Origin of the sequence: Acinetobacter zhairuonensis, assembly GCF_022601715.1 — a bacterium.
Taxonomy (GTDB): domain Bacteria; phylum Pseudomonadota; class Gammaproteobacteria; order Pseudomonadales; family Moraxellaceae; genus Acinetobacter.
The window spans coordinates 103,953-129,835 of sequence record NZ_JAKVIM010000006.1 but is presented as its reverse complement, the minus strand read 5'-3'; the positions used below and the strand labels follow the sequence as shown (position 1 = coordinate 129,835).

The following is a 25,883-nucleotide window of genomic DNA, read 5'->3' as shown; positions in this document are numbered from 1 at the left end:
TCATTAGATCCTGAATAATAGAGAAAAAGGTGATGAGCAATTTACCAAGCCGAGAAGCTTGATTAAGCCATTGCTTAACCCCTGATAGTTTTAAAAGGATGAGGACATGATTTTCTCTCAACGTACAACAAATGCCTTACGTAATATGCTTTTGGGTGCAAGTTTAGTGGTTGCCTCTTCAAGTGCTTTAGCCCATGTGAGTCTTGAAAGCGCAAATCCAGCCATCAATGCTACTGTTGCAAGCCAGCCTAACAGTTTAAGACTGAACTTTGGCAGCGAAGTGATGTTAATGAACGTCAAGCTGAAGGATGCGCAAAGTAAAACGATCGCGCTAAATTACCAAGTCAATCATGACTTAAAAAAATCATTTGAAGTCGCTCTGCCAAAACTAAAATCAGGCAAATATACTGTGATCTGGACCACCATGGGCATGGATGGTCATCACATGAGTGGTGAATATAATTTCACGCTAAAATCACCAAAATAAAAAATCTCAATGGACATCATGTCAATCTTTGGCTGACATGATGTCGTTGCAAGGACGAAGAATATGGTTGCTGAAACTTGGGACTATTTATCATGGCTAGTCAAAGGCATGTTATATCTTGGCGTTGCATTTGTGACAGGTGGGTTATTCTGCTCGTATCTACTTAAACGTTATACCAATATTCAGCAAATGCTCCTTAAATACATCACGCTTGGCGCAGGCTTAGGTTTAGTGACGAGTGTTCTAGGATTTTTTGTTCTCATCGGCAGTTTTTCAAATAGTGGTCTGTCGGGTATGTGGGATAGCAACTACATCTCCTTGCTCATAAATACCCCGATCGGGCATGCTTACATGATTCGGTCTATCAGCTTTGCCCTCATCCTTCTGTTGATGATCATTAAACTAAGCAAAGCACGTCCAATTTCTAATGTTGAAGCCATTGTTATAGGTTTATTGATTCTCCCCATTCTGTTCAGTTTTTCTCAACTTGGACATGTCACCCATTTAGACCGGTTCGGTCACTTGTTGTTATCACTGCATGTATTCGCGATGTCTTTATGGATGGGATCACTCTATCCTTTATGGAAAACCAGCACCTTAATTCATGGTTTGCCATTAAAAGAGCGCATGCACGTGTTTGGTCAAATTGCCGCGGTAATTGTCGCGATACTAGCGACTTGTGGGATCAGTATCGTGCTGTTGCTTGTACAAGATTTCAATACCCTCCTCAGCACTGCTTATGGACAGGGGTTTATCATTAAAATCCTCTTGGTACTCAGTATTATATTATTGGCGGCCTTTAACAAATGGTACTTCACTCCTCGTTTGCAAGATCCCAAATTTGCGAAAAAATTAAGTTATGCCATCTGTTTGGAAATGCTTCTGGGTCTTTCCATCCTATTCACCACAGGTTATATCACCACAGTAGTTGGTCTTGAATAGTAATTCCTAGATGAAATGGAGTTGACTTTTTTTTATTGAAAATGATCGCTAGAACCTTAGTGCTACCTCATTGATAAGTTTTAAATTAACAATAGAAAAATGTCGTATTAAAGTCGCAAAATTCATGATACTTGGAGTAATTGATGTGATTACTCCAAGTCATTCATTCTAGTGATTTGAAAGTCATAACAATGAGCCAGTTTGGTATAAAACCTAAACTCATGCCGGCTTAGAATGCCCAGTGAATGGTTGCTGTTGCCTTCAGTGGTTCACCGGGTTGTACCCAGTTGTTGGTATAGCTAGATACGTAGTAGTCTCGATCGAATAGATTCTCTATATTCAACTGGACACGTAAATCTGGATGTACTTGAACATATCCTCCAAGATTCACCACAGTAAATTCAGGTAAGCTTGTGCCATTGTCGATATAGTTTGCACTACGTTTGCCATAATAATTTACATTGCCAATCAAACCTGCTTCATGCCCCACCAGACTAAACTGATAATCTGCACTTAAATTAGCAGTATGTTTTGGAATATTTTTAAGTCTGGCACCTTTTGCTTCAACTTCACTTTCTACAATTGAAGCATCGGTATAGGTATAGTTGGCATTGACACGTAGATGATCTGTGAACTGATGTTGTAACTCGAACTCAAGACCATGGCTTTGCACTCGACCACTATCGACATAGCTATCACTAATACCTTCCGTGAGTAAATGCTGCTTATCTAGATCAAAATAGGTTAAGCCTAACCAGCTTTTTGCCAAGAACTGATACTTGCCTCCAACTTCCCAGCTTTCAGTTTTTTCAGGGTCATACAGCTCATTGTCTTTATTCAAGCCTGTATTTAACTCAAATGCCTTGCCCCAATTGCTATAAAAAGAAAGTTTTTCAGTGGGTTGATAATTAATCCCTGCACGAGGTGTAAACGGTGTAAATGCCTGTTCGGATGAGTTTCCTGTACGATGATCCTCAATTTGCTGTTCTAAGCGATTGAAACGACTACCAATCAATACATTCCACTGATTATTGAGAAAAATCTGATCTTGAAGATTAAAGCCCAAGATATCCTGCGTTTCTTTGCTGTCTTTGGTAATGCGGGTTAAAGGAAGAATATTCTGACCATACACAGGATTGTAGATATCTATCTGACTGGATGTCCCTGCTGCACTTCGGCGTTGTAACTGATCAATGGTATAGTGACTAGCTTCTAGATTTGTAACTATTTCATGGCGAATCGATCCCGTATCGAACTTGCCTCGTAAAATCGACTGAAAATCGCTGGTATCGGTTTCAAATTGTCGTGAGCGACGGAAACGGTTTGCGGTTTTTCCATCTGGCGCAATAGACGAGATTTCGGTCGATGTTCCTGCACGTTCTCCATGACTATAGGTAATTGCAGTCGTATTATTCCAATTGTCATTAAATTCATGATTTAGGCGTAATTGATACATTTGATCTTTGATCTCAATATCACCATCACTCGGTTCACCTAAAAAGGTTTTTTTATTCAAGGTGAACTGACCATTGACCATTGGGATACCGCGATCAAATACCCCTTGGGATTCTGCAAATTCGGTATCCAGATTCAACTGGGTTTGCTCCGAAAGCTTCCAAGCCAGTTGTGGGGCAATATAATAATGTTCACTATCGACTTGATTGCGAAAGCTCTGGTTATTTTCATAAGCCAATCCAAGGCGATAAGCCACATCCTGATTTATTGCACCTGTAGTATCCACAGCAGCACGGTATTCTTCTAAGGTGCTGCCACTTAGATTTAAACTATTCTTGTTCTGCCATTCGGGCTGTTTGGTGGTAATGTTCATGATGCCTCCAATCGCGCCCTGCCCATACATCGCGGCCATTGGTCCTTTCAGGAAATCAATTGCTTGAATATTGATCATATCTCTAGGGGTATGAATACCACTCACGGAACTGAGCCCATTACGCATGTAGATTGTCCCCATATTGGGGTCGGTACTAAAGCCTCGGAAGGAATAGTTATCCCAAAATCCACCACCATAACTGTCTTGATAAACTACACCATTCACCAAGGACAACGCATCACTCACACGCTGAACATTATGATTTTGAATATCTTCATTTGAGACATGTGATTTGGTAAATGGCACTTCCAATAAGTCATGGTTAAACTGGGTAATCGCCTGAGATGAAGTATGGCGCTCATCCTGCTTCTCAGCAGTTAAAGTAATGGTTGCGAGTTGTGCTGTATTGTTCTCAGTGGTTTCAGCAGCAGAAGCTGTGCCCATTGAAAATTGAGCCAGTAAAATACCTAAGGTCAGTGGATGAAATACAAACTTCGCCATGAATAAAAACCTAAAATTTTTTTAAACTTGAATAAGGGGTTAATTCAATACTGCGTAGCTGTTTGATCAGATTGATGAGAAGAATTACCAAAACCTCCCTCCTGATATTTTGCTCAGCGCTTATGCAAGCCTAAATATCTCGATCATTTACTGCGATCCCCATTTTTTTCTTCAGCATGCTTTCTAGCAATTTTGAAATATCAGAAATGAATACAAGGGGATCTACGTAAAACTACGAAGTATGAACAACAAAACGTTGAACAAATCATTCAAAGCTGTTGAGTGTTTAACGCGCATGATGATTTGCTACTGGAGTTTTAGGCGAATACAGGCGGGGCTCGTCCTTGAGGACTTAAAAATAAGCGTTGTAATACAAAGAAGACATGCTTAAATGCTTTCTGAAAAGTCAGTAATCGGATTTGTAATCGTTCAAATACTTCTTGGATCTCAAGATTTAAGTTTGCAATTAAATGTCCATAAACAGTACAGAACATACATTGATGATCAAGTGTATGATCATGCTGGGAACTTGAGATCTGAAGCTGCTGAACATCTGATTGATGCAAATCATGAGTTTGCATTTTGTGCATGCTATGCAGCGTTGATTTGGACGTAGCGGATAATTCAGCAATCGTGACGCAAACCCGAGAAATTTGAAATTGCTCAGGTAATAAGGGCTGTAAAAATACAGCAACTTGTAAAAACATCGCCACTAATGCGAGAACCAAAGCCGTTCTCAATCCACTACTCGTCCATTCAGCTTGAGCTCAGCGAAATTAGCATAGATATAATGATCAAAGCAATGTAAGGTTTTAGATCAATTTATTTGTCATAAACGACTAAAACTCAATCTATACATGTTTTACAGCTACAAAAAATCAATTTCGAAATAATGCTCATCAGCTAAAAATTGCAAAAGTGACTCTATTGCTTAATGTTTGATCTGTTTAAAGAGTTGTCCAACCGCGAAGATGATATGTAATACCACTATACTTACGACCCATACAGGCACTAAAAAATAGAGTAAAACTAAACTCATAATAAGAATGCTTAAAGGTAGAAGATTACCTTGCTGCCAAAGCTGACTCAAACTCTTATTCAATTGCTGAATGGACTCTGCAGGACGGCTATAGCTCCACCATGCACGATAAGCAAAAGCGGTAATCATTAATATCCCCAGTGCACTCAGCACCAAAATAAGTTGATTCCACCAACCAAACAATACTCCAATGTGCATATCGACACCCCAACGCGTCAATTTAGCTGACAAAGGGAAATCTTTAAAATGCACTTGATCAATCACTTTTTGTTGCGCGATATCAACCGCTAAAGCATCAATTTGTATCGGATGACGATGATTTATTTCCTCTACCGTCCATGCCTGATTGTGCTGATAACTTGGTTTGATCTGCAAGGCGGTTGCCATCAGTCCATTGGCTCTGGCAATTGTGACCATCTGATCAAAATAATCAAAGTCCAATACCTTCATATCAGAAGACATATTCATCTTGCCATGATGTTCTGCATGTGGGTCGACATGCTGTGAATGTGATGTCATTTGAATTTGTCTATTCAACGTTGGCGTATCGCTATTTAACCAATGTCGAATTTCGGCAATATTTGCACCTGACCATTTTGACCAAGTTAAACCCGTAATGGATAAGAATAAAAGCATCGGTAAAATCAGCAACGCGGTCAGATAATGCCATTTAATGAAACGATTACGCTGATGTGCAGATGTCTTAATCTGTTTACGTTTAAGCCACCATTGTAGCAGTCCTGTGAGTGTAAATATCCCGAGCCAACTTGCGGCAAGTTCACTGTAAAGACGTCCCCACTCTCCGAGCAATAGATTTCGATGAACTTGATCTAAAAAGGTGCGGACAGGCAGCACACCACTGGTGCCATACGCAGCAAGCTGACCTTGTACCTTAAGCGTATAAGGATTCACAAAAATAGCCATCGATGTAATGGAATCTTGGGAGCCTTGATACAGTATTCTGGTGGTACTGTTCTCTGTCGGAGCTGTACGTATTGCAATGATCTGGGCGTCTTTAGGCAAAACTTCTTGAGCAGCTTTGACTTGTAAACTCAAAGGTTGAGCCAATGCTCCAACTTCATGTTCGGCAAAAAGTTGCTGATGATAAATACTTTGTTCGATTTGCGGTGTTAAGGCATACAGTAATCCCGTCAAAGCAGCAATAAAAATAAAGGGTGCAATCAAAAGCCCAAGTTGACTATGACTTAGACGTAACAAGGATTTCAGCATTCTGCCCCCATTGCTGTTCATCGATTTATCTTTACCCTACAGATATCTGCGGAGTAAATGTGCGAGGCATTATACGTATGAAAATATCAGGAAGGAAACTGTTGGAAATCTTAAGGGTATTTGGACTGATGAAATCGATGTCATAACCAGTCGCATGTGCTACATCGTAAAAATGAGTTAACTCTGTTAGCCAAACTTAAGTTGTCTCTTCTGGAAATGGATATTTCGTGTGATTATTCATGACAATTAAAAAATCTTGGTTTGTTATTAATGTTGGTCTGATCAGCATAACGACATACCGAAATGGAAAGTAAGATAGCCAATATCGAAGGGACCGCTGCCCTATCACGTTGAAAGCGAATGTTTATAGGCTGTAACGTCAGCATGAATATCTACCACAAAATGTTCATAAAGAAATATAAGGTTAAAGTATACTTTAGGTTTAAGGTCAAGCGTGTCTTATAGGGTTATCCCTACTTACAAGTTAGATATAAATTATTTAATAATTCAGAAGATAAACGTCTAAGACTTCTCAGTTATTTCGTTAGATTCCGTGTAATAAATATTCATTAAACGTTTGGCATTATCTTCACAGCTCATGTCATTCGGTTTATTTTGAATAGACTCAATGAGCTGTAGTAAGTTCTTTTTATTACTAGCCAGCATTTTTTGCATTTTGGTAATTTCTTTGACTTTGTCATTCAACGTTTCAATTAGTTTTTCATGATTCCAGTTTGAAATATTGGCAGGAATTAAAGATTTAATTTCTTCCAAAGAAAAGCCCACTTGTTGTGCCTGTTTAATTAAGTGGAGTTGCTGTAAATCATCTTCAGAATATTTACGATAACCATTGGCAAGTCGTTTGGCTTTAGGCAACAACTTGATTTGCTCGTAATACCGAATAGTCGGTGTATTCAGACCGCTTAGCTTTGACAATTCACTAATATTCATTTGCACAACTCTCTTGACCTTAAAGTTTACTTTAATCTTATAGTGTTCATCTAAATTGCAGGCTCCATACGTATAAACAAGACTCATCAGGAGAATATCAATGACCGCCACAGAAACAGCACAGTTTGATTTGGTTGTATTTGGTGCCACCAGCTTTGTGGGACAAATTTTAACAACTTATCTGACGCAGTATTTTGCTGAGCAAGGTCCGTCAGGTGAACAAATTCATTGGGCAATTGCAGGTCGTTCGCAAAGTAAACTGGATGCTTTAAAACAAACATTGGGGAATGCAGCCAAAGATTTAACCACCATTATTGCCGATGTAAATGATGCCCATGCCATTAAAGCACTGTGTGAACAAACGCGTGTGGTGGTGTCTACCGTAGGTCCTTATGCATTGTATGGTGAAGCCATGGTTAAAGCCTGTGTTGAAACGGGAACAGACTATTGTGATCTGACGGGTGAAACACAGTGGATCAAAAAAATGCTGGATCGCTACCAGAGCCAAGCTGAGCAAACAGGTGCGCGCATTGTGAATTGCTGTGGTTTTGATTCTGTGCCATCCGATATGGGGGTCTATTTCTTACAACAACAGGCTCAAAAACACTGGCATGCACCTGCGACGCAAGTCAAAATGCGCGTTAAGGCACTAAAAGGTGGTGCTTCGGGCGGTACCATTGCCAGCATGATCAATATTATTCAGGAAGCAGCAGCCGATCCTGTACTGCGTAAACAATTAGTCAATCCATATTTGCTTGCTCCTGAAAATCATGGTTTCCAAAAGAAACAACATTATGTAAAGACTGCTGAGTTTGATACAGATTTTAACGCTTGGATTGCACCATTTGTGATGTCTGCAATTAATGAACGGGTTGTACATCGCTCTAATGCGCTTGCCAATCATTCCTATGGAGATCAGTTTTCTTACAATGAAGCGATGTTGATGGGTCAGGGTTTCAGTGGTCGTGCCAAAGCGTATTCTTTGGTGGCGGGATTAGGTGCTTTCATGCTGGGTGCAGTGAGCAAACCAATCAGCAAAGTCATGGAGCGCTATATGCTTCCAAAGCCAGGTGAAGGTCCGACACCAGAACAGCAACTTTCAGGATTTTTTGATATCCGCTTTATGGGCAAATCGGACGATGGAAAAGTCATACAAATTAAAGTGACTGGAGATCGTGATCCTGGCTATGGCTCGACAGGAAAAATGCTCGGTCAGGCTGCACTGAGTTTGGTGCTTGATCACCATAGCAATGGGCAGAAAACTGGGCGCAGTGGCGGATTTTGGACGCCTGCGACCATGTTTGACCAACGCTTTATTGAGCGTTTAGAGCACTATGCGGGCATTGATTTTCAATTGATTTCAGTATCTTAAAATTGCTGATAATCGGAAGTACTAAAGCCGAATTCGCTCGACGATGTCTTATATGAGATGATCGCACTACACACTCTAGCGCTGAAAAAATCGGGTAAATTGGTAAGACCTGATTCTCCAAAATAGAATCAGGTCATTAGAAATGAGTATGATCTTTAATCTCTAGAATTACTGAATTGAGGCAATGATATCTTCCGCATGGCAACTTATGCCCTGTTGTATCAAGATTTCTAATACTCCAGTTTGATGCGCTTGCACAGGAACTTCCATTTTCATGGCTTCCATAATGGCAACCACTTGTCCTTGCTCGACTTGTTCACCACTTTTGACCTTCCATGCACTAATTACCCCATTAATCGGTGCAAGCAAATGTTCAGGTTGTAGGCTTTGTTCAGGAGTTGCCATCGCTTGAGTCATGTTTATTGGATTTTGTGCAAACATGTTTGCAGGCAGACCTAAACGATGTAATTTGCCATCAATTTCAATATAGCTCAGTAGCATCGGCTGTTGATGATTGGGGATACTGCGTTTCAATGGCTTTAACTCATGTTTAAAGTCATTTTCAATCCAGCGGGTATGCACCTTAAAATTATCCGTGAAGTCTGGTTCGTTTAATACCGCACGATGAAAATCTAAAACAGAAGCGATGCCTTCTATTTTGAATTGCTTGAGTGCGCGTTTGGCACGCGCAATTGCAACCTCACGTGTAGGACCCGTCACAATCAGTTTTGCCATGAGTGAATCAAAATGGCTGGAAACCAAGGATCCTGTGCGGACTCCAGTATCTACACGTACCCCATGCCCAGAAGGTGCATCAAATAAGTTGAGCGTACCAAATGCGGGGATAAAACCGCGCGCTGGGTCTTCTGCATTAATACGGAACTCAATGGCATGCCCTTGCGCTTTTGGTGTTTCTGTAATCGAGAGTGGATGCCCTTGCGCTACGCGAATTTGCTCAACCACCAAATCGACTTTAGCTGTTTCTTCGGTCACAGGATGCTCGACTTGCAAGCGTGTATTGACTTCCAAAAAGGAAAACTTTCCATCTCGGCTCAGTAAATATTCAACCGTCCCTGCTCCGATATAGTTTGCTGCCTGACAGATATTTTTTGCTGAATTAAGAATTTGCTGATAAATTTCAGTACTGATAAACGGCGCAGGTGCTTCTTCCACCAGTTTTTGGTTACGGCGTTGCAGAGAGCAATCTCGCGTGCCCAGCACCACAATATTGCCATGCTGATCGGCAATCACCTGTGCTTCAACATGACGGGGTTGATCTAAATACTGTTCAACAAAACATTCACCGCGCCCAAATGCAGCCTTTGCCTCACGAACTGCGGAATCATAAAGCTCTTTTACTTCTTCAAGTTTCCATGCAACTTTTAATCCGCGCCCACCGCCACCAAATGCTGCTTTAATGGCAATCGGTAAACCGAACTCTTTGGCAAATGCGAGGGCTTCATCCGCATTGTTCAAAGGTTCTTGTGTGCCTTGTACCAATGGAGCACCGACTGAAGCGGCAATTTTACGTGCTTCAATTTTATCGCCTAATTTTTTAATGGCACTGGGTGATGGTCCGATCCATTTTAAACCTGCATCAATCACGGCTTGTGCAAATTCAGCACGTTCAGATAAAAATCCATAGCCAGGATGAACCATGGTCGCTTCGGACTTTTTGGTAATTTCTAGAATTTTGGCAATGTTTAAATAAGTTTCACTGGCACTAGCCCCTTCTAAGCCCCATGCCTCATCAGCAAGTTCTACATGCATACTGCCGATGTCGTCATCTGCATAAACTGCAACCGATGGAATACCCAGATCACGGCAAGCATGAATTATACGAACGGCAATTTCCCCGCGATTGGCAATCAATAATTTTTCAGTCTTCATGCTTTGTTCTCTAAATCTGTAAATTCAGCAATTTTTCTAAATTTGAGTTGGCAACCTGCTGGAATCTGCGCCACCAAGTCCCAATGGTGTTTCGCGACACTGGCAATGACGGGATATCCCCCAGTAAGCGGATGATCATTCATAAACAGAACGGGTTGACCGTTGGGCGGAATTTGTAAGGCACCTATACAGGTTCCTTCACTTTCGAGTTCACGGTTAATTTTACGCACCAAGGGTTGTTCTCCCAAAAGTCGTAGCCCGACCCGATTACTCTCATTGCTAACCAGCCATGTTTGCTGGCATAAACGTTCAATACTGTCTGCATCAAACCAATCTGTACGTGGTCCCATCACAATATCAAGTTCAACTAAATCCCCAACTTTAGGCAAATTCAACTTGGCAATCTCGGTTACGCTAATGTATGTTGTTTTGACCTGACCTTGATAAAGGGTATCGCCTACTTTTAATGGCTCTGGTCCCAATACCGCCAGACTGTCAAAAGAGGCACTTTGCAGGATCGGTTCGACCGCTAGCCCACCGCGCACGGCTAGATAGTTACGTAATCCAGAGGTCGGTGTTTGAATGAAAAATTCATCCCCTTCATCCAGTGCGATGGCTTGATAACTTTGAAAATTTGCAGTTTGTCCATCCGAAAATGTGATATGGATGGTTGAGATTGCTCCCGTAACTGCAATCACTGTTGAGCGATGCACTTTGGCTTTTAAGCCACCATTTAAAACTTCAACAACAGCAGTCTGCGTTGGATTTCCCACAATTCGGTTAGCACTATGCATGGCGGATAAATCCATTGCACCAGCACCTCCGACACCAATCTTGCTTTGGTTGAGTCGTCCTTCATCCTGTATCAGCATTTGTAAACTGGGTGCGGTCACGGTAAATAATGCATCAATAGATTGGGGATTGATGGTCGGCAGAATTTTCCCAGGAACACTGACTGTTATTGGCTGATGCGTGACATCCTCGAAATGTACTGTCATACCTGGCAACAGCAGCGCAGGATTTTGACGCTGCAAATCCCACATTTTTTCGTTGGTTGTTCCAATCAGTTGCCAGCCCCCTGGACTATCTTTTGGGTAAATCCCTGAATATTGTCCAGCTAAGCCCAAAGAACCTGATGGTATTTTTTTACGCGGAACCGATAAGCGTGGAATATCAGTAAATGGTCTATCAGGGCTGGTCAAATAGGCAAAGCCCGGTGCAAACCCAATAAAGGCAACATTCCAGACACTTTGCTGATGTTTTTGGATGAGCTCAGCAACAGAAAGTCCCTGTAACTCTGCGACCTGTGTAAGGTCTTCGCCTGTATATCGAATTGGGATAATGACTTCTTGGGTATGCAGCTCGTAGCTAGAATTGGCTTTTAGCGACTGAATGCAAGCCATGAGCGTTGTGAAATTGGTTTCTAGCTCATTAAAAAATACTAAAATGGTTTTGGCAGCAGGAATTAAGTCTTTAATGCCTTTGAATTTCATGCTGTGCAATTGATTGTACAACGCCAAAGTTTCTTCGAGGCTATCAAGCTCGATTAAGAAACAATCCGTGTTTACGGATAAAAAACGCATTTGTGTATCCTTGCAAATTCTACTTGAGTCTCAACTCACCCATCTAAGCCTAAAGGTCTGTTATGAACTTAAACCTTATTTGATTGAATGTTCTACAATTTTTTTTGTATAAATGAGCCAACTTGGATGTCATGCTGTTGCAATTCAGTTTTAATCGCCTTTGCCATGTCTAACGCTTCAGCAGTGTCGCCATGTAAACAAATCGTGTCAGCTTGAATTGGAGTAAATTTGCCATCGATAGACTCTACACCACCTTTTTGCAACATCGAGACCACACGGCGAGCAACCAATGCCGCATCATGTAACACAGCACCTTCTAAACGACGTGATACTAAGGAACCATCACTGTTATAAGCACGGTCAGCAAAGGCTTCAGACACTACGTTTAAGCCTGCTTTACGCGCTTGATCTACCAAATTAGAACTCGCCAGAGCCACTAAAACCAATTCAGAGTTGTAGATTTTAATGGCATCAATGACTGCGGCAGCCTGTACTTGATCATGGGCGATGGTGTTATAGAGCGCTCCATGGGGTTTTACATATTGCACTTTAGAACCTGCGACTTTTGCCAGACCATCCAACGCCGAAATTTGGTAAAGCACATCAGCAATCAGTTCGTCTCGTGAAAGTTGCATATTACGGCGACCAAAGCCGACTAAGTCAGGATAAGAAACATGCGCACCAATTGTTACCCCCAATTCAACAGCTTTACGCACTGTTTTCAAAATTCCAAGCGGGTCGCCTGCATGAAATCCACAAGCAATATTGGCGCTTGTGACAAGCGGTAAGATTTGATCATCATTACCCATCTTCCACGAGCCATAACTCTCTCCCAAATCACTATTTAAGTCTACATACATAGCAAATTCCTTTATTCCTACATTATCTTTTGAATTCAAGTTGAACCGAACTGAAAATAACTCTTTATTTCGGCTTATCTGTATTCTGTAATCGCCACAACAACGTTTGACGAGCATGTGCAACCCGAGGTTGACGTAGTGCACTCGGTAGCCAAATCAAATAATAATTAATTTCAGTATGTGTACGTGGTGGAGGAATGATCTTTAATTCGTTATTTTCCAATTGCTGCTGACACAGGAATTGAGGCATCACTGACCAACCAATTCCCTGTACCAATAAACTTCGATGAGCACGTAGATCTTGTCCGACCATTGCGAGAGTCAATTCAGGTATTTCAATTCGATTATGTTGCAGCCAAGGTTCTACCAGTGACAACTCGAGATTATATGCCAGTAATGGTTCTAGTAATAAAGCCTGTGGAAAATTTTCTGCTTGGAGTAAACGTTCAACAACGCTAGGGGCTGCAACTGCAATTACCTTGTCGGTTAAAATCGTCTCACTTTTTAGACGAGCATCAGTGACTGGATGCGCAGATATTCCCAAATCACAATGACCTTCCAGTAACATCTGAGTCACCATTGGACCATCGCCCGTATGCATACGGACTCTAATTCCCGCTTCTAATAAAGGGGCTAACTCAGGCGCCAGTTTTTCTGCCATAAAATCGGCATGACCAATCAATTGCAATGCGCCAGCAACATCACGTGAACGTGCTCGAGCAGAAGCCAATGCTGCCTCTACCGCATCTAATTTATCGCCTATATCAGCAGCGAGTTCATCCGCAGCAGACGTCGGCAATACACCACTTACTTGCCGCTCAAATAGTGGACGGCCAATTGCAACTTCAAGCCCAGCAATATGCTGCGAAACTGCAGGTTGCGTTAGGTTTAATCTACGCGCTGCGCTGCTAATTGAACGCTGACGATAAACTTCAATAAAAGTTCTTAATCGGACTAATGACATGAGTAGCCATAAATTTATTTATGCCCCTACCAAAATAGCATGATTATCACTCACTCAACAAGAACACGTATCCTGATCTCAACATCAGATCTTACTGAAATACCAAGGATATTTTAATAATGATGAAGCAACAAACCTCTGAAGATTTATCGACCATACTTAATAGCTTAAAGCGTGCCCATTTAAAACATGGACCAGCCAGTGCGGCATTGCGACGCGATCGGTTACTTCGCGCGGTTCAATTGCTCAGTGAGAATCATCTAGCCCTGTCCGCTGCAATTAATCAAGATTTTGGTCATCGAAGTGCGTATCAAACCCTGCTTGCAGATGTACTCAGTAGTATCGGGGCTTTAAAATTTGCGGCAGAACATGTTGAGCAATGGATGCAACCTGAAGTTGTAGCTGCTCCTGCAGAAGGTATGCAAACTTGGATTCAACAGCAACCTTTAGGTGTAGTCGGCATTATTAGCCCATGGAATTTTCCACTTAATCTTGCCTTTGGTCCGCTGGCTGGCATATTTGCTGCGGGGAATACCGCGATGCTGAAACCCTCAGAGTTGACACCGCATACTTCTGAATTGCTCGCAGAATTGGTGGCTCGCTATTTTAAACCTCATGAGCTTGTCGTGGTTTTAGGTGATGCTGAAGTTGGTCAAGCATTTAGTGCTTTACCATTCGATCATTTGGTGTTCACAGGAAGCAGCGCTGTGGGTAAACATATTATGCGCACCGCAGCAGAAAACTTAGTACCTGTTACATTAGAATTGGGAGGGAAATCTCCTGTGGTTATTGCAGAAAGTGCCGATGTTCAACAAGCTGCGCAACGCATTATGACGGTGAAAACCTTTAATGCAGGACAAATCTGTGTTTCACCCGATTATCTGTTCTTATCAGATGCTCAAGAGAAAGCCTTTGTTGCTGCTGCACAACAATTCATCAGCGAAAGTTTTCCGAGTGTGCAACATAATAATGACTATACTTCTATTGTTAGCCCAAGACACTTTGAACGACTTGTTGCATTGCTGTCTGATGCGCAAAGTAAAGGTGCGAAGATCATTAGTTTAGCACCTGAAGGTGAGCCTGATATTGATGCTGTTACGCGGAAAATTGCCCCTCATCTTATACTGAATGTGACGGATGAAATGCTGATTATGCAGGAAGAAATCTTTGGTCCCCTGCTACCTGTCAAAACCTATCAACTATTCGAGGAGACAATTAACTATATCAATGCTCATCCACGACCGCTGGCAGCTTATTATTTTGGTCAGGATCAAGCACAACAGCAGCATTTTGCAATTCATACGACCTCTGGTGCACTCGTAATCAATGATGTTATGACCCATGCTTCCATTGATACATTACCCTTTGGCGGTGTTGGCGCTTCAGGTATAGGCGCATATCACGGTGTTCATGGGTTTAGACGTTTTACCCATGCGAAAGCCGTTGTGGTACAAAGTATGGATGGTGCTTCCAACCTTCGTTTACGCGCGCCATATGAACAAAAGCAAGCAACACTAACTGCGCTTTTTAACAATTAAAATATTAAATGATACAACCCGTTGCACGGGACAAAGGAGTTACTGATGAAGATTTTAATGGTATTAACGTCACATAGTGAACTGGGTAATACAGGACACAAAACTGGCTTCTGGTTAGAAGAGTTTGCCGCTCCTTATTATACTTTTAAGGATGCTGGTGCAGAGATAGTTTTGGCATCACCACTGGGTGGACAACCTCCACTCGATCCCAAAAGTGCGCTCGATGATTTTCAAACTGAATTAACGCATAGATTTAACCAAGACCCTGAAGCACAAAAGGAACTAGCAAACACGGTGAAATTAGACACGGTGAAAGCAGAAGATTTTGATGCGGTGTTCTATCCGGGTGGTCATGGTCCATTGTGGGACTTGACTAATTCGACAGACTCTATTCAGTTGATTGAAGCCTTTACTGCAGCGAACAAGCCGACAGGCTTTGTATGTCATGCTCCAGGGGTTTTACGTCATGTGAAAGCTGCAAATGGCGAACCTTTGGTTAAAGGGCGTAATGTGACTGGCTTTACCAATGGTGAAGAAGCCGATGTTCAGCTCACGGATATTGTGCCTTTCTTAATTGAAGATGAGTTCATTCGTCTTGGGGCAAATTACCATAAAGCTCAGAACTGGCTGCCAAATGTCGTCACAGATGGCAAATTGATTACAGGTCAGAACCCTGCCAGTTCAGCGCCTGTTGCGGAAGCGCTATTAAAACTCCTTTCTTAACATGCTAAATCAACAAACATAAGCTTTGATTAAGCCTCTCAATTTGAGAGGCTTTAGCTAGTTGAAAGAATAGATGCATCATTCGCTTAAATACTTTAGGCATAACTTCACGCAATCAGTTCAAGTCGACAAATGAATGCCCCTCACTTCAATATGATGGGCTTAAAATTAAACCGTTTGAAATTGAACAATATTATCTTTGTAATTCATTAATGATCACACCACCGTGTTGTGACATCCATTCATCACGACGTTTAAATAATTGCGGTGCAGCTTGATTGACCTGATCTATTAAGGCTTGCAGATCAGCATTCACCAGTTTTCGATTCTCGACAACGGTTTGCCCATTCACCATGGTCATATGCACATCTTGTCCTTGCACTGCATGGACTATATTGGTGTGCAAGTTAAATAAACGACCATGATCAATTAAGGGTGTCATTCGAGGGGTCGCAATATCGACTGCGATAATATCCGCCAATTTCCCTGCTTCTATCGAGCCAATCTGATGTTGCATGCCGAGTGCTTTTGCACCCAATTGAGTTGCCATTTGACAGACCGACCAAGAATCGAGTGCTGCGGCATCCAGTCCAGAAAACTTCGCCAATAAAGAGGCTGTTTTCATTTCTTCAAACATATCCAGATTGTTGTTTTCCTTTTCCCCATCTGTTCCCAAACCAACCGCAATACCCTGTTGCAGCATTTGCGTAATTGGTGCTGCACCTGAAGCCAGTTTCATATTAGAAATGGGGTTGTGGGCTACGCCAACATTGTAATGCCTTAAAATCTCAATTTCAGCGGCATTGGTCCAAACGCAATGGGCTAACAAGGCTTTGGGAACATCGAACATGCCCAATTGTTCCATGGTCTGAATCGGTCGCATGCCATAACGATGAATATTTTCCTCTACATCAAACTGACTTTCATTACTATGCGTGTGAAACCCAGTCTGATAGTCATTACAGAGTTTTTGAATACGCGCGAGCGCTTTTTCTTCCGCATAAAACAAATGCTCTAGACCAACCCAGACTTGAATACGTCCGTGTGCTGCTTGATGCCATTTTTGCAGCAGTTTTTCATTACTATTCAGCGTTTCGAAATAGTTATGGTCGGGATGTTCAGCGACATAAGGCACCAAGACTGCACGTATCCCCAACTGTTGTGCAGCTTCTGCACTGCCATCCATATAGCGCCACATGTCCACAATTGTCGTTGTACCTGAAAGAAGAGCTTCTGCATAACACAAATAAGAGGCTATTTTTGCGTCATGGGCAGTGAGTACACGGTGCATCGGATCAATAAACTGTTGTAGCCAATCCCAAACGGGTAATCCTTCTGCCGTTCCTCTTAACAAGCCTGAATGACAATGCGTATTGATCAGACCAGGCATCAGTAAACTTTTCGGATATTGGCTGATTTCCACATTTGGATAGAGCTGCCGTATTTCCTCTAAAGTCCCCACCTGCTGGATCTGCGCGCCATCAATTAAAATGGCACCGTTCTTGATACACTCCAAGGCTGAATTCATGGTCAACACATAATCTGCGGCGATAATTTTCATCATGTAATTCCGTTATTGGGGCGTTAAGGGCTGAATGTTTTACCCAATGAAGCAGGTAAATTCAGTTTTAATAATTTCTTATCACGTGAAATAAGCACCAAAACGACAATGGTCGCAAGATACGGTAAAGCGGATAAAAACTCATTTGGAATTTCGATGCCTAAAGCCTGAGCATGGAATTGTAAAATGGTCACGCCACCGAATAGATAAGCACCAAGCATTAAGCGCGTTGGTTTCCATGCGGCAAAAACCACTAAGGCAATTGCAATCCAGCCACGACCTGCCACCATATTTTCAATCCACATGGGGGTGTAAACCGTTGATAGAAAAGCACCACCAATGCCTGCCATCATGCCGCCGAATAAGACAGCACCATAACGAATTGCCAGCACGTTATAGCCCATAGCATGCGCGCTTTCTGGTGACTCCCCGACTGCTTTGAGTAACAGCCCCAAACGGGTTTTGCTTAACACCCACCAGACCGCAATAAACGCAACGATGGAAAGATAAACCACATAATTCTGCTGAAACAACACAGGACCCAGCACAGGAATTTCAGCAAGCACAGGAATATTTAAGTTTGTAAGACCGGGTAAAGTCGTACTGACATAACTTTGTCCAATAAATGCAGAAATCCCTATACCAAAGATGGTCAGTGCAAGACCACAAGCAGACTGATTGGTGCTCATGGATAAAGTGAAAAAGGCAAAAATCAGTGCCATCAATGCACCCGCCAAGCCACCAACCATGAGTGCACTTGCTACGCTGGCATCGTACTGGCTCGCAAAGGCAAAACCCGCAATTGCCCCAACCAGCATCATGCCTTCAACCCCCAGATTTATCACACCTGTACGTTCGGCAACCAGTTCACCTAAACCTGCAAAAATAATCGGGGTTGCTGCAGCGACAGTGCCAGCCAGAATTGCAGTTAATTCAATACTCATATGATTTTCCTTATGATGAAGCCGCTTGAGTCGTTACAGTTGTTGTTTTGTTTTTCTTTTTAGAAAAGCGGTAACGGTTTTCAATTAGCGCATCGGATGCCAATAAAAAGAACAAAAGCAACCCCTGAAATACGCCTGTAATGGCTACAGGAAGTTGTAATTCCATCTGAGCAAGTTCACCACCCAAGTAGATGAGAGCCATTAGAAATCCTGAAAGAACAATACCAATGGGATTTAAGCGACCTAAATACGCCACAATAATTGCTGCATAACCGTAACCAGGCGAGATATTCGGATTTAATTGACCAATGGGTCCTGCGACTTCACAAATACCTGCGATACCCGCCATCATCCCAGATATGCCTAAGCTTAGCCAAATGGCTTTACGGGCAGAAAAGCCTGCATATTGAGCGGCTTGAGGTGCTTGTCCACTCACTTCCAGCGTATAAGCCGACATGGTTTTACGAATGAAAATCCAGAATAGACCCACTGCGACCAAGGTAATAAAAATAGACGCATTGACTCGAGTCCCTTCAATAATCAAAGGTAATGTCGCACTTTCGCTAAACATCACCGATTGCGGAAAGTTCATACCATCGGGATCGCGCCATGGACCATTCACCAAATACATCAGTAAGAAAAAGGCAACGTAGTTCATCATTAACGTGGTCAAGGTTTCTTGAGCATTAAAATGCGTTTTCAACAAGGCTGGAATCAGCCCCCAGATTGCGCCTCCAATTGCCCCCATCACGACCATCAGCGGTAGAATCCACCAGCCCATTTGGTTATGGAATAAAATGGCAATACCACCGCCTACAATTGCACCCATGGTCAACTGACCTTCTGCACCAATGTTAAATAACTGTGCGCGAAAGCCGACAGCTAGACCCAAGGCAATCAGAATCAATGGACTAGCTTTAATCAGCAATTCACTTAAGTTATAGAGTGAGGTTAATGGCTCAATAAAGAAGATATATAACGCTTTGGCTGGATTCACCCCCAATATTAAAAACAACAAACTCCCGACCACAAGCATTGCCACTAGCGCGAGAATGGGCGATAACCATTTCATTAATTGAGAAGGTTTTTCTCTAGGTTCTAATAAATACATATTTCTACCTTATTCGCGTGTTTACTGAGCTTGTACATGGTTTGCAGTAGGTGTTGCATATGCTGAAGTTGGTAGCACTTGAATGCCAGACATCAGTAATCCAATCTGTTCTGCATTGGTTTGTTGTGTTGCAACGGGTGCTGATAATTTTCCAGCAGCCAAGACACAAATTTGATCGCTAATTTCAAATAACTCTTCGAGTTCTTCTGAAATCACCAAAATAGCGACGCCTTGGCGAGATAAATCAATCAGGGTTTGACGAATAAACATCGAAGCACCCACATCAACACCCCATGTGGGTTGAGCAATAATCAGGACTTTGGGCTGTTGTAATATTTCACGACCGACAATAAATTTCTGTAAATTGCCACCAGATAAACTACGGGCTTCGGCTTGAGGACCTGATGCCTTAACGCTAAATTTTTCAATACATTGCTGTGTCAGACTGACTACTTTTTTAAATTGAATAAATCCAAACTTGTTTAAGCCTTGTCGAAATGCAGTCAGCAGCATATTTTGCGTCAAAGGCATTTTAGGCACAGCACCGCGACCTAATCGTTCTTCAGGGACAAAGCCCAGACCAAGGTCGCGACGTTTACCTGCCGTTAATTCCGAGATGTCTTGATTTAAAATAAAAATTTGATCTTTCTTACAAGTCTGTTCACCTGAAAGTAAGGACAAGAGTTCTGCTTGACCATTCCCTGAAATTCCCGCAATCCCCAGAATCTCCCCCGCTTTTAGCGATAAATTGATCTCGGAAAGTGAAACTCCAAAAGGATCGTCTGTTTCATAATTTAACTGTTTCACTTGAAACAAAGTTTCGGCACTGCCCAAATATTCGGGATGTTCATAACTTGGTAAATCTCGGCCAATCATTAATTTAGCCAATTCAGCGGTGTTTTTTTCAGCAGGTAATACATGACCTGTGACTTTGCCATTACGCAAAATTGTTGCTTCGTCACACAGCTCTTTAATTTCATGCAATTTATGACTGATATAGAGAATGGAAACGCCCTGTGATGCCAGTAAACGCAAGGTTTTAAATAACTGTTTCACCGCTTGAGGGGTTAAGACCGAGGTGGGTTCATCTAAAATCAGCAAGGAAGGATTTTGTAATAAACAACGAATAATTTCGACTCGCTGGCGTTCACCGACAGAAAGCGAATAGACTTCACGCCGTGGGTCTACAGGTAAGCCATATTGCTCAGAGACTTCTACAATTTTGGCATTTAAGGTTTTTAAATCTATTTTTTCGTCAAGACCCAGTAGAATATTTTCAGCGACAGTCATGGTTTCAAACAAAGAAAAATGTTGGTAAACCATTCCAATTCCAAGCTTTCTTGCTGCGGATGGACTATCGATCAGTACTTCCTTACCATTCCAGACAATTTGTCCAGAATCAGCTTTGGTTGCGCCATAGATAATTTTCATTAAAGTACTTTTTCCAGCACCATTTTCCCCCAAGATGGCGTGAATCTGCCCTGCCTGTACTTTTAAATGAATGGCATCATTGGCTTTTAGTGAATTGTAGCTTTTGTTGATATTGACTAATTCAAGTCGCAAGCTTTTCTGTTCCTGCGCTGATGTTTTTTGTATATCGTTTGACATATTCGGCAGGCTATTCATCTATTGCCCTCCACTCATATTTGGCTCAGTACATGAATCAGTCATGAGCTAAGCCAAACGCTCTAATTTTTCTGCTTAATTTTTTAAACAAGGTGATTTCAATTGAGATTTATTTAGGTAATGAACCTTCAACCCCTTTCACATAGAAGTTCATTTTTGCGAGGCTTTGATCGTTCATTTTGCTACCTTTCGCAATCGCTAAACTACCATCTTGCTTATAGATTGGACCTTGGAACGGATGTAATGTGCCGTTGTGAATCGCACTTTGGGCATTCAAGGCAGATTGCTTCACTTTTGCAGGCACAGCAGGACCAAAGTTTTCAATTTTTACAGCATCTTGACGTACGCCATACCAAATTGCAGAAGGTTTCCAGCTCTTATTGGCTACGCTTTGCATCACAGGGGTGTAAATTTTTTCCCAGTGTAGAACAGATGCCGCTAAATGGGCTTTAGGACCAAATTTGGTCATATCCGAATCCCAACCAAAGGCATATACACCCTTCTGTTGCGCTGCTTGAACCACTGCAGGAGAGTCCGTGTTTTGCATGAGCACATCGGCTTTTTGTGAAATGAGAGCCAAAGCCGCATCTCGTTCTTTACCTGGGTTAAACCAAGAGTTTACCCAAATCACTTTGGTTTTGACTTTAGGATTTACACTTTGTGCACCCAGCGTATAGGCATTAATGTTACGTACCACTTCTGGAATCGGGAATGAAGCAACTACACCCAAGGTATTGGTTTTTGTGGTCTGACCAGCGACTATCCCCAACATATACGCACCTTCATAAGTACGTACATCGTAAACACCTAAGTTTTTCCCTTGTTTATAGCCTGTAGAGTGCATAAACACAGTATTTGGGAACTGTTTAGCGACTTTTTCCATTTGGTTCATATAACCAAAAGAGGTCGCAAAAATGACTTTATTGCCCTGCTGAGCCAAGTTACGAATTACGCGTTCAGCATCGGCAGTTTCAGGGACATTTTCAATATAAGAAGTCGAGAATTTACCGCCCAGAGCCTTTTCAGCTTTCATACGACCTTGATCATGCGAATAAGTCCAACCATGGTCGCTGGTCGGACCAATGTAAACAAAAGCTGCTTTATCTGCGGCAAAGCTTTGGCTGCTAAGCACCAAGCCAATTAGTGCCGATGAAATTAAAGAAAGAACAGTTTTTTTGCCCATATTATGTTGCTTTGCCATATGGCACTCCATGAAATCAATTTAGGTATTCGATGATTAGGCATTGAAATGTGTGCACTTCAAAATGCTGTCTCATTACTCTTCATGGGTTAATTAGCAACATCTATTCCATATTTTTATAAAAAATGACAAAGAACTTATTTTTTCTAAACAATTTTTAGAACATGCTGTTCATTAATTTATTTCGTTCAATATAAATCATTATTTTTAAAGCCTAATCATGAATTAATTAATTTTTTGGAACCTGATATATGACTTGGATAATCTGTCAGATTGACAAGATGGATCGTGGTTGATGATTCAGATCTCTGTAAATTTGACCTTTGGTTAAACTGTAAATATATGAAATAATTTAGATAAACTACATTCAAAAGCAATGATTTGCTTAAATCTGGTGCATAAGAAATAGGTATGCCTTGTTTGGATTCAAGACATGAACGAGATATTTTATGGATTTTATTATTGAAGAGGAAAAGTAAAAAAATAAAATCTATATTGATATATTTATTATCTTTGATTTTTAATTGATTATTAATTGGATTAGATTAAATTAATTCATTTTGTATGCCTTAAAATTAAATACTCTTTCGTATTAAATTAGAGAATATAAGTAAAGCACCTATTATCTAGAGTGCCAAAAATCTTGTTGGAGCTTTACGATTTCTTCTTCTAATTCTACAACTGGACCGATTAATTCTATTTGTTTCTGTCCATGGGAAAATACATATTCGGCAGAGACACTCATAGTCGGATTCTCACCATGATTGCCAGTACACGCCAATAATCTTTCTTCTGACATTGCATAAACCACCCGACCAATATTTGCCCAATAAATGGTGCCTGAGCACATACAGCAAGGTTCTACTGCGGTATACAAGGTACAGTCCGCAAGATATTCAGGCGTGTAATTAGTTGCTGCAATACGCGCTAAAGTCGATTCAGCATGATTCACTGTATCAATATTACATTGGGTCAGTAAAACGGTTTCGTGATCTGGAGCGACCAGTACTGCACCAAAAGGATGATGCCCTAAGGACATGGCTCTTTTGGCGACTTCATTTGAAAGTCTTAAAAAAGTTAACATTTGCTTATAGCTAGGCTGTGTCATATATAGCTCAATTTTTTAGAAACTCATATCAACACACGATTCGTATGCTGATATTGTGCTGGTAAAATTAATTACTGTGCTTGAGGTATTACTGGTAATACCACTTCTTTGTTTTATGATTAAAGCAATATTGATGCCATACCTAGTTTCTAACAAATTGAAGACTTAAGACTCACCTTGTTGCATTATTTTGGTCCTGTTTACACCAATCAAATCATATGAAATGAAGCAATTTTTTTTGTCATTCATTGTTGCTGCACTTTTTTAGCGCTTGCTTGGCTCAATAATAAAGACATTACAATTTTGTGTGCATTCCAGATATTCAAAAATCTGCTTTTATACTTTCCATGTTTTGTATCAAACTTTGGATCAGTAGCTTGGAAATTCTAGAAAGCTGGCGTCGTGAACCTGCACAAAGTGCCAGAGTCAGCGGTTGTACGGCTCGATCTACAATCGGAATAAAAACCAGATCCTGATTTTTCACCGCAGAATAAACATCCAGATAACTCATAATAGAGATGCCCAAGTTGCGTTTAAGCATGGAAATCATTAAGTGGATATCATTGGTTGAAGTCTCGAACGTGGGGGTAAAACTCTGTTTTTTATAAATTGCCATCACCCGTTCATGGATGACGAGTGGTCGATCCGCAATAATATGTCGGTACTCTATAGTATCAGATAGGTTCAGTTTTTTATTTTTAGCAAGAGGATGTTCGGGACTCATCACAAAACCTAAAGGAATTTCTATAAAAGATAAGACTTCCAGTTGAGAATTTAAAATCGGATCAAGAATAAGACCAAAATCAATTTCAGTATTGATAATTTTTTCGACTATCTCATCACTTCCATTGGTATGAATATTAAAAGTCAGCCATGGATATTCAGTTTGTAATGAAGTTAGTGCATCAATGACAAAGCCTTCACTCAAAGCCGCGATTAAACCAAATTCAATCGAACCTCGTTTGAGTCCCTGTATTTCATCGAAGCGCACACAAGTTTGTTTAAATTCTTTTTGCCAACGCAGTAAATCGGCATAGAGCAATTCCCCAGCAAGCGTCAATTTCAGTCCATTGGGCAAACGCTCGAACAGTAATACGCCAAGCTCTTCTTCTGCCAATGCAAGTTGCCGATGTACTGCTGATGCCGAAATAAACAGTTGATCGGCAGCTTTTCTCAGATTACCTGACTTTGCCACGACAAGGAAATATTCACTGAATCTTGAAAAAGGTACGCTCATTTGTGTTCTAAAAAAAAGAATGATGTCTTCAAATCATTGTAATAGACAGAACACAAAAAGCAAATCAAAGTAAAGACAAAGATAGATTATGACTTGAAACAACATGAATGCTCCTATTACGACCTTAAATTTGAGTCTCCCAGCGCATTGTTCTTTTACTGAACAAGACTGGCTGCTATTGGCAAAATATTGGTATCCCGTTGCACGTGTGGAAGATATTCAGGCGGTGCCTGTCAAAGCTACACTGTTGGATGAGCCTTTGGTGATATATCGGGTAAATAACCAAATTGTGGTCGCGAAGGATGTGTGTCCACATCGTGGGGTGCCACTTTCACTGGGGCGTCATGATGGTGAAGGTGTGGTGTGTCCATATCATGGCTTGCGTTTTGGTGCTCATGGACACTGTAATCGTATTCCTTCCAGTCCAAATCAAGCGATTCCAGCCAAACTCAATCTTTTTACTTATCCTTCAGAAGTTCGTTATGGCTTGGTCTGGACGTGTTTAGCACCAGAAAATGAAACGATTCCACACATGCCGCTTTGGGATGAAACAGATGTTCAGCAAGTTGTATGCCCACCTGTAGATATTCACGCTTTTGCGGGTCGCCAACTGGAAGGATTTATTGATGTCGCACATTTTGCATGGGTACATACAGGCACTTTTGCAGATCCGAATAATCAGCTAGTTCCTGATTATTCAACTCAAGAAACAGATTATGGATTTACAGCAGAATACTGGAGTACGGTTGGTGACTACCCAGCCAGTGATGACTTTAAAAAGGAGCCAGAGTTTAAAATTTTACGTTACTTTGAAGTGCATGTTCCCTTTACTGCAACCTTAAGTATTCACCTGCGTAATGGTGCAAAAATGGTGATTATGAATGCCGCTTCACCAGTTTCAGCCAAAGAAACCCGTTTGTTTGCACCTATCGTGAAAAACTTTGATTTGAATGACAAGGTTGAAGACATTATCGAATACAACTTAAAAATTTTTGAAGAAGACCGTTTGATGGTGGAAACGCAAAAACCTGAACGTCTACCCCTAGATTTGACTATTGAAGCGCATATTCCAGCCGATCGGAGTTCCATCATGTTGCGCCGCAGTTTGAAAAAAGCAGGTTTTGGTGAGTTTTTCTTGGTTTAAAACCCTCCTATTTTTCAGCCAGTGAATGTGAATCAAGAATAAT

The 25,883-nt window shown here is 41.4% G+C and carries 21 protein-coding genes and 1 pseudogene; 6 read left to right on the top strand and 16 right to left on the bottom strand.

All coding sequences use genetic code 11. The features are described from left to right. Positions 1-106: 106 nt before the first annotated feature. Together MKI85_RS06675 and MKI85_RS06670 are read left to right on the top strand one after the other, a co-directional pair. A complete protein-coding gene (locus tag MKI85_RS06675) occupies positions 107-487 on the top strand; it encodes a copper resistance CopC family protein (protein WP_241626183.1) in 381 nt (126 codons plus the stop codon). Between the two features lie 63 nt (positions 488-550). Further along, entirely contained in the window at positions 551-1,429 is an 879-nt protein-coding gene (locus MKI85_RS06670) for a copper resistance D family protein (protein WP_241626180.1), read from the top strand. 229 nt (positions 1,430-1,658) lie between these two features. On the opposite strand, the gene MKI85_RS06665 is transcribed toward MKI85_RS06670, so the two are convergent. The 5 genes and pseudogenes from MKI85_RS06665 to MKI85_RS06645 all read right to left on the bottom strand — a co-directional run bounded on the left by MKI85_RS06665 (position 1,659) and on the right by MKI85_RS06645 (position 6,978). Then, entirely contained in the window at positions 1,659-3,758 is a 2,100-nt protein-coding gene (locus MKI85_RS06665) for a TonB-dependent receptor (protein WP_241626179.1), read from the bottom strand. Positions 3,759-4,075: 317 nt separating this feature from the next. Further along, positions 4,076-4,498 carry a DUF2946 domain-containing protein gene (locus MKI85_RS06660; RefSeq protein WP_348637232.1) on the bottom strand — a complete coding sequence of 141 codons (423 nt, stop codon included), beginning with the start codon at positions 4,496-4,498 and terminating at the stop codon, positions 4,076-4,078. A 191-nt stretch (positions 4,499-4,689) separates the two neighbouring features. Beyond that, entirely contained in the window at positions 4,690-6,027 is a 1,338-nt protein-coding gene (locus MKI85_RS06655; RefSeq protein WP_241626178.1) for a PepSY-associated TM helix domain-containing protein, read from the bottom strand. A 121-nt stretch (positions 6,028-6,148) separates the two neighbouring features. Beyond that, a pseudogene (locus MKI85_RS06650) lies at positions 6,149-6,277 on the bottom strand (type 1 glutamine amidotransferase domain-containing protein); the annotation flags it as partial. 272 nt (positions 6,278-6,549) lie between these two features. Continuing rightward, the gene (locus MKI85_RS06645) at positions 6,550-6,978 is read right to left on the bottom strand and encodes a MerR family transcriptional regulator (protein WP_241626176.1); all 429 of its coding nucleotides are present in this window, start codon (positions 6,976-6,978) and stop codon (positions 6,550-6,552) included. Positions 6,979-7,078: 100 nt separating this feature from the next. Between MKI85_RS06645 and MKI85_RS06640 the strand changes: the two genes are divergently transcribed. After that, entirely contained in the window at positions 7,079-8,350 is a 1,272-nt protein-coding gene (locus MKI85_RS06640; protein WP_241626174.1) for a saccharopine dehydrogenase family protein, read from the top strand. 168 nt (positions 8,351-8,518) lie between these two features. Here MKI85_RS06640 and MKI85_RS06635 read toward each other — a convergent pair whose 3' ends face one another. The 4 genes from MKI85_RS06635 to MKI85_RS06620 form a co-directional block, all read right to left on the bottom strand. Next, complete coding sequence (locus MKI85_RS06635; protein ID WP_241626172.1) at positions 8,519-10,240, bottom strand: acetyl/propionyl/methylcrotonyl-CoA carboxylase subunit alpha; 1,722 nt, start codon at positions 10,238-10,240, stop codon at positions 8,519-8,521. Then, positions 10,237-11,823, bottom strand: coding sequence for a 5-oxoprolinase subunit B/C family protein (locus MKI85_RS06630; protein WP_241626170.1), 1,587 nt, complete (start codon positions 11,821-11,823; stop codon positions 10,237-10,239). Before MKI85_RS06630 ends, MKI85_RS06635 begins: the two co-directional genes overlap by 4 nt. Positions 11,824-11,915: 92 nt before the next feature. Further along, positions 11,916-12,683, bottom strand: coding sequence for a LamB/YcsF family protein (locus MKI85_RS06625; protein WP_241626169.1), 768 nt, complete (start codon positions 12,681-12,683; stop codon positions 11,916-11,918). Positions 12,684-12,747: 64 nt separating this feature from the next. Beyond that, positions 12,748-13,647, bottom strand: a complete 900-nt coding sequence (locus tag MKI85_RS06620; RefSeq protein ID WP_241626167.1) for a LysR family transcriptional regulator — start codon at positions 13,645-13,647, stop codon at positions 12,748-12,750. A gap of 110 nt (positions 13,648-13,757) precedes the next feature. Here MKI85_RS06620 and MKI85_RS06615 point away from each other — a divergent pair, with 110 nt between their 5' ends. Both MKI85_RS06615 and MKI85_RS06610 read left to right on the top strand, forming a co-directional pair. Further along, positions 13,758-15,185: a coniferyl aldehyde dehydrogenase gene (locus MKI85_RS06615; protein ID WP_348637234.1), complete on the top strand. Its 1,428-nt coding sequence runs from the start codon at positions 13,758-13,760 to the stop codon at positions 15,183-15,185. Positions 15,186-15,230: 45 nt separating this feature from the next. Beyond that, a complete protein-coding gene (locus MKI85_RS06610) occupies positions 15,231-15,908 on the top strand; it encodes a type 1 glutamine amidotransferase domain-containing protein (RefSeq protein WP_241626163.1) in 678 nt (225 codons plus the stop codon). 193 nt (positions 15,909-16,101) lie between these two features. Here MKI85_RS06610 and MKI85_RS06605 read toward each other — a convergent pair whose 3' ends face one another. From MKI85_RS06605 to MKI85_RS06575, 7 genes are all read right to left on the bottom strand, one after another. After that, a complete protein-coding gene (locus MKI85_RS06605) occupies positions 16,102-17,469 on the bottom strand; it encodes an amidohydrolase family protein (RefSeq protein WP_348637233.1) in 1,368 nt (455 codons plus the stop codon). Between the two features lie 23 nt (positions 17,470-17,492). After that, on the bottom strand, positions 17,493-18,413 hold the full coding sequence (locus MKI85_RS06600; RefSeq protein WP_241626160.1) for an ABC transporter permease: 921 nt from the start codon (positions 18,411-18,413) through the stop codon (positions 17,493-17,495). A 10-nt stretch (positions 18,414-18,423) separates the two neighbouring features. Beyond that, entirely contained in the window at positions 18,424-19,524 is a 1,101-nt protein-coding gene (locus MKI85_RS06595) for an ABC transporter permease (protein WP_241626158.1), read from the bottom strand. Positions 19,525-19,545: 21 nt separating this feature from the next. Continuing rightward, positions 19,546-21,150 carry an ABC transporter ATP-binding protein gene (locus tag MKI85_RS06590; protein ID WP_413350952.1) on the bottom strand — a complete coding sequence of 535 codons (1,605 nt, stop codon included), beginning with the start codon at positions 21,148-21,150 and terminating at the stop codon, positions 19,546-19,548. Positions 21,151-21,259: 109 nt separating this feature from the next. Continuing rightward, complete coding sequence (locus tag MKI85_RS06585) at positions 21,260-22,351, bottom strand: BMP family ABC transporter substrate-binding protein (RefSeq protein ID WP_241626156.1); 1,092 nt, start codon at positions 22,349-22,351, stop codon at positions 21,260-21,262. A 622-nt stretch (positions 22,352-22,973) separates the two neighbouring features. Next, complete coding sequence (locus tag MKI85_RS06580) at positions 22,974-23,459, bottom strand: nucleoside deaminase (RefSeq protein ID WP_241626154.1); 486 nt, start codon at positions 23,457-23,459, stop codon at positions 22,974-22,976. Between the two features lie 322 nt (positions 23,460-23,781). Then, on the bottom strand, positions 23,782-24,696 hold the full coding sequence (locus MKI85_RS06575; RefSeq protein WP_241626152.1) for a LysR family transcriptional regulator: 915 nt from the start codon (positions 24,694-24,696) through the stop codon (positions 23,782-23,784). Positions 24,697-24,799: 103 nt separating this feature from the next. On the opposite strand from MKI85_RS06575, the gene MKI85_RS06570 reads away from it, so the two are divergent. Further along, positions 24,800-25,840: an aromatic ring-hydroxylating dioxygenase subunit alpha gene (locus MKI85_RS06570; protein WP_241626150.1), complete on the top strand. Its 1,041-nt coding sequence runs from the start codon at positions 24,800-24,802 to the stop codon at positions 25,838-25,840. Positions 25,841-25,883 lie beyond the last annotated feature (43 nt).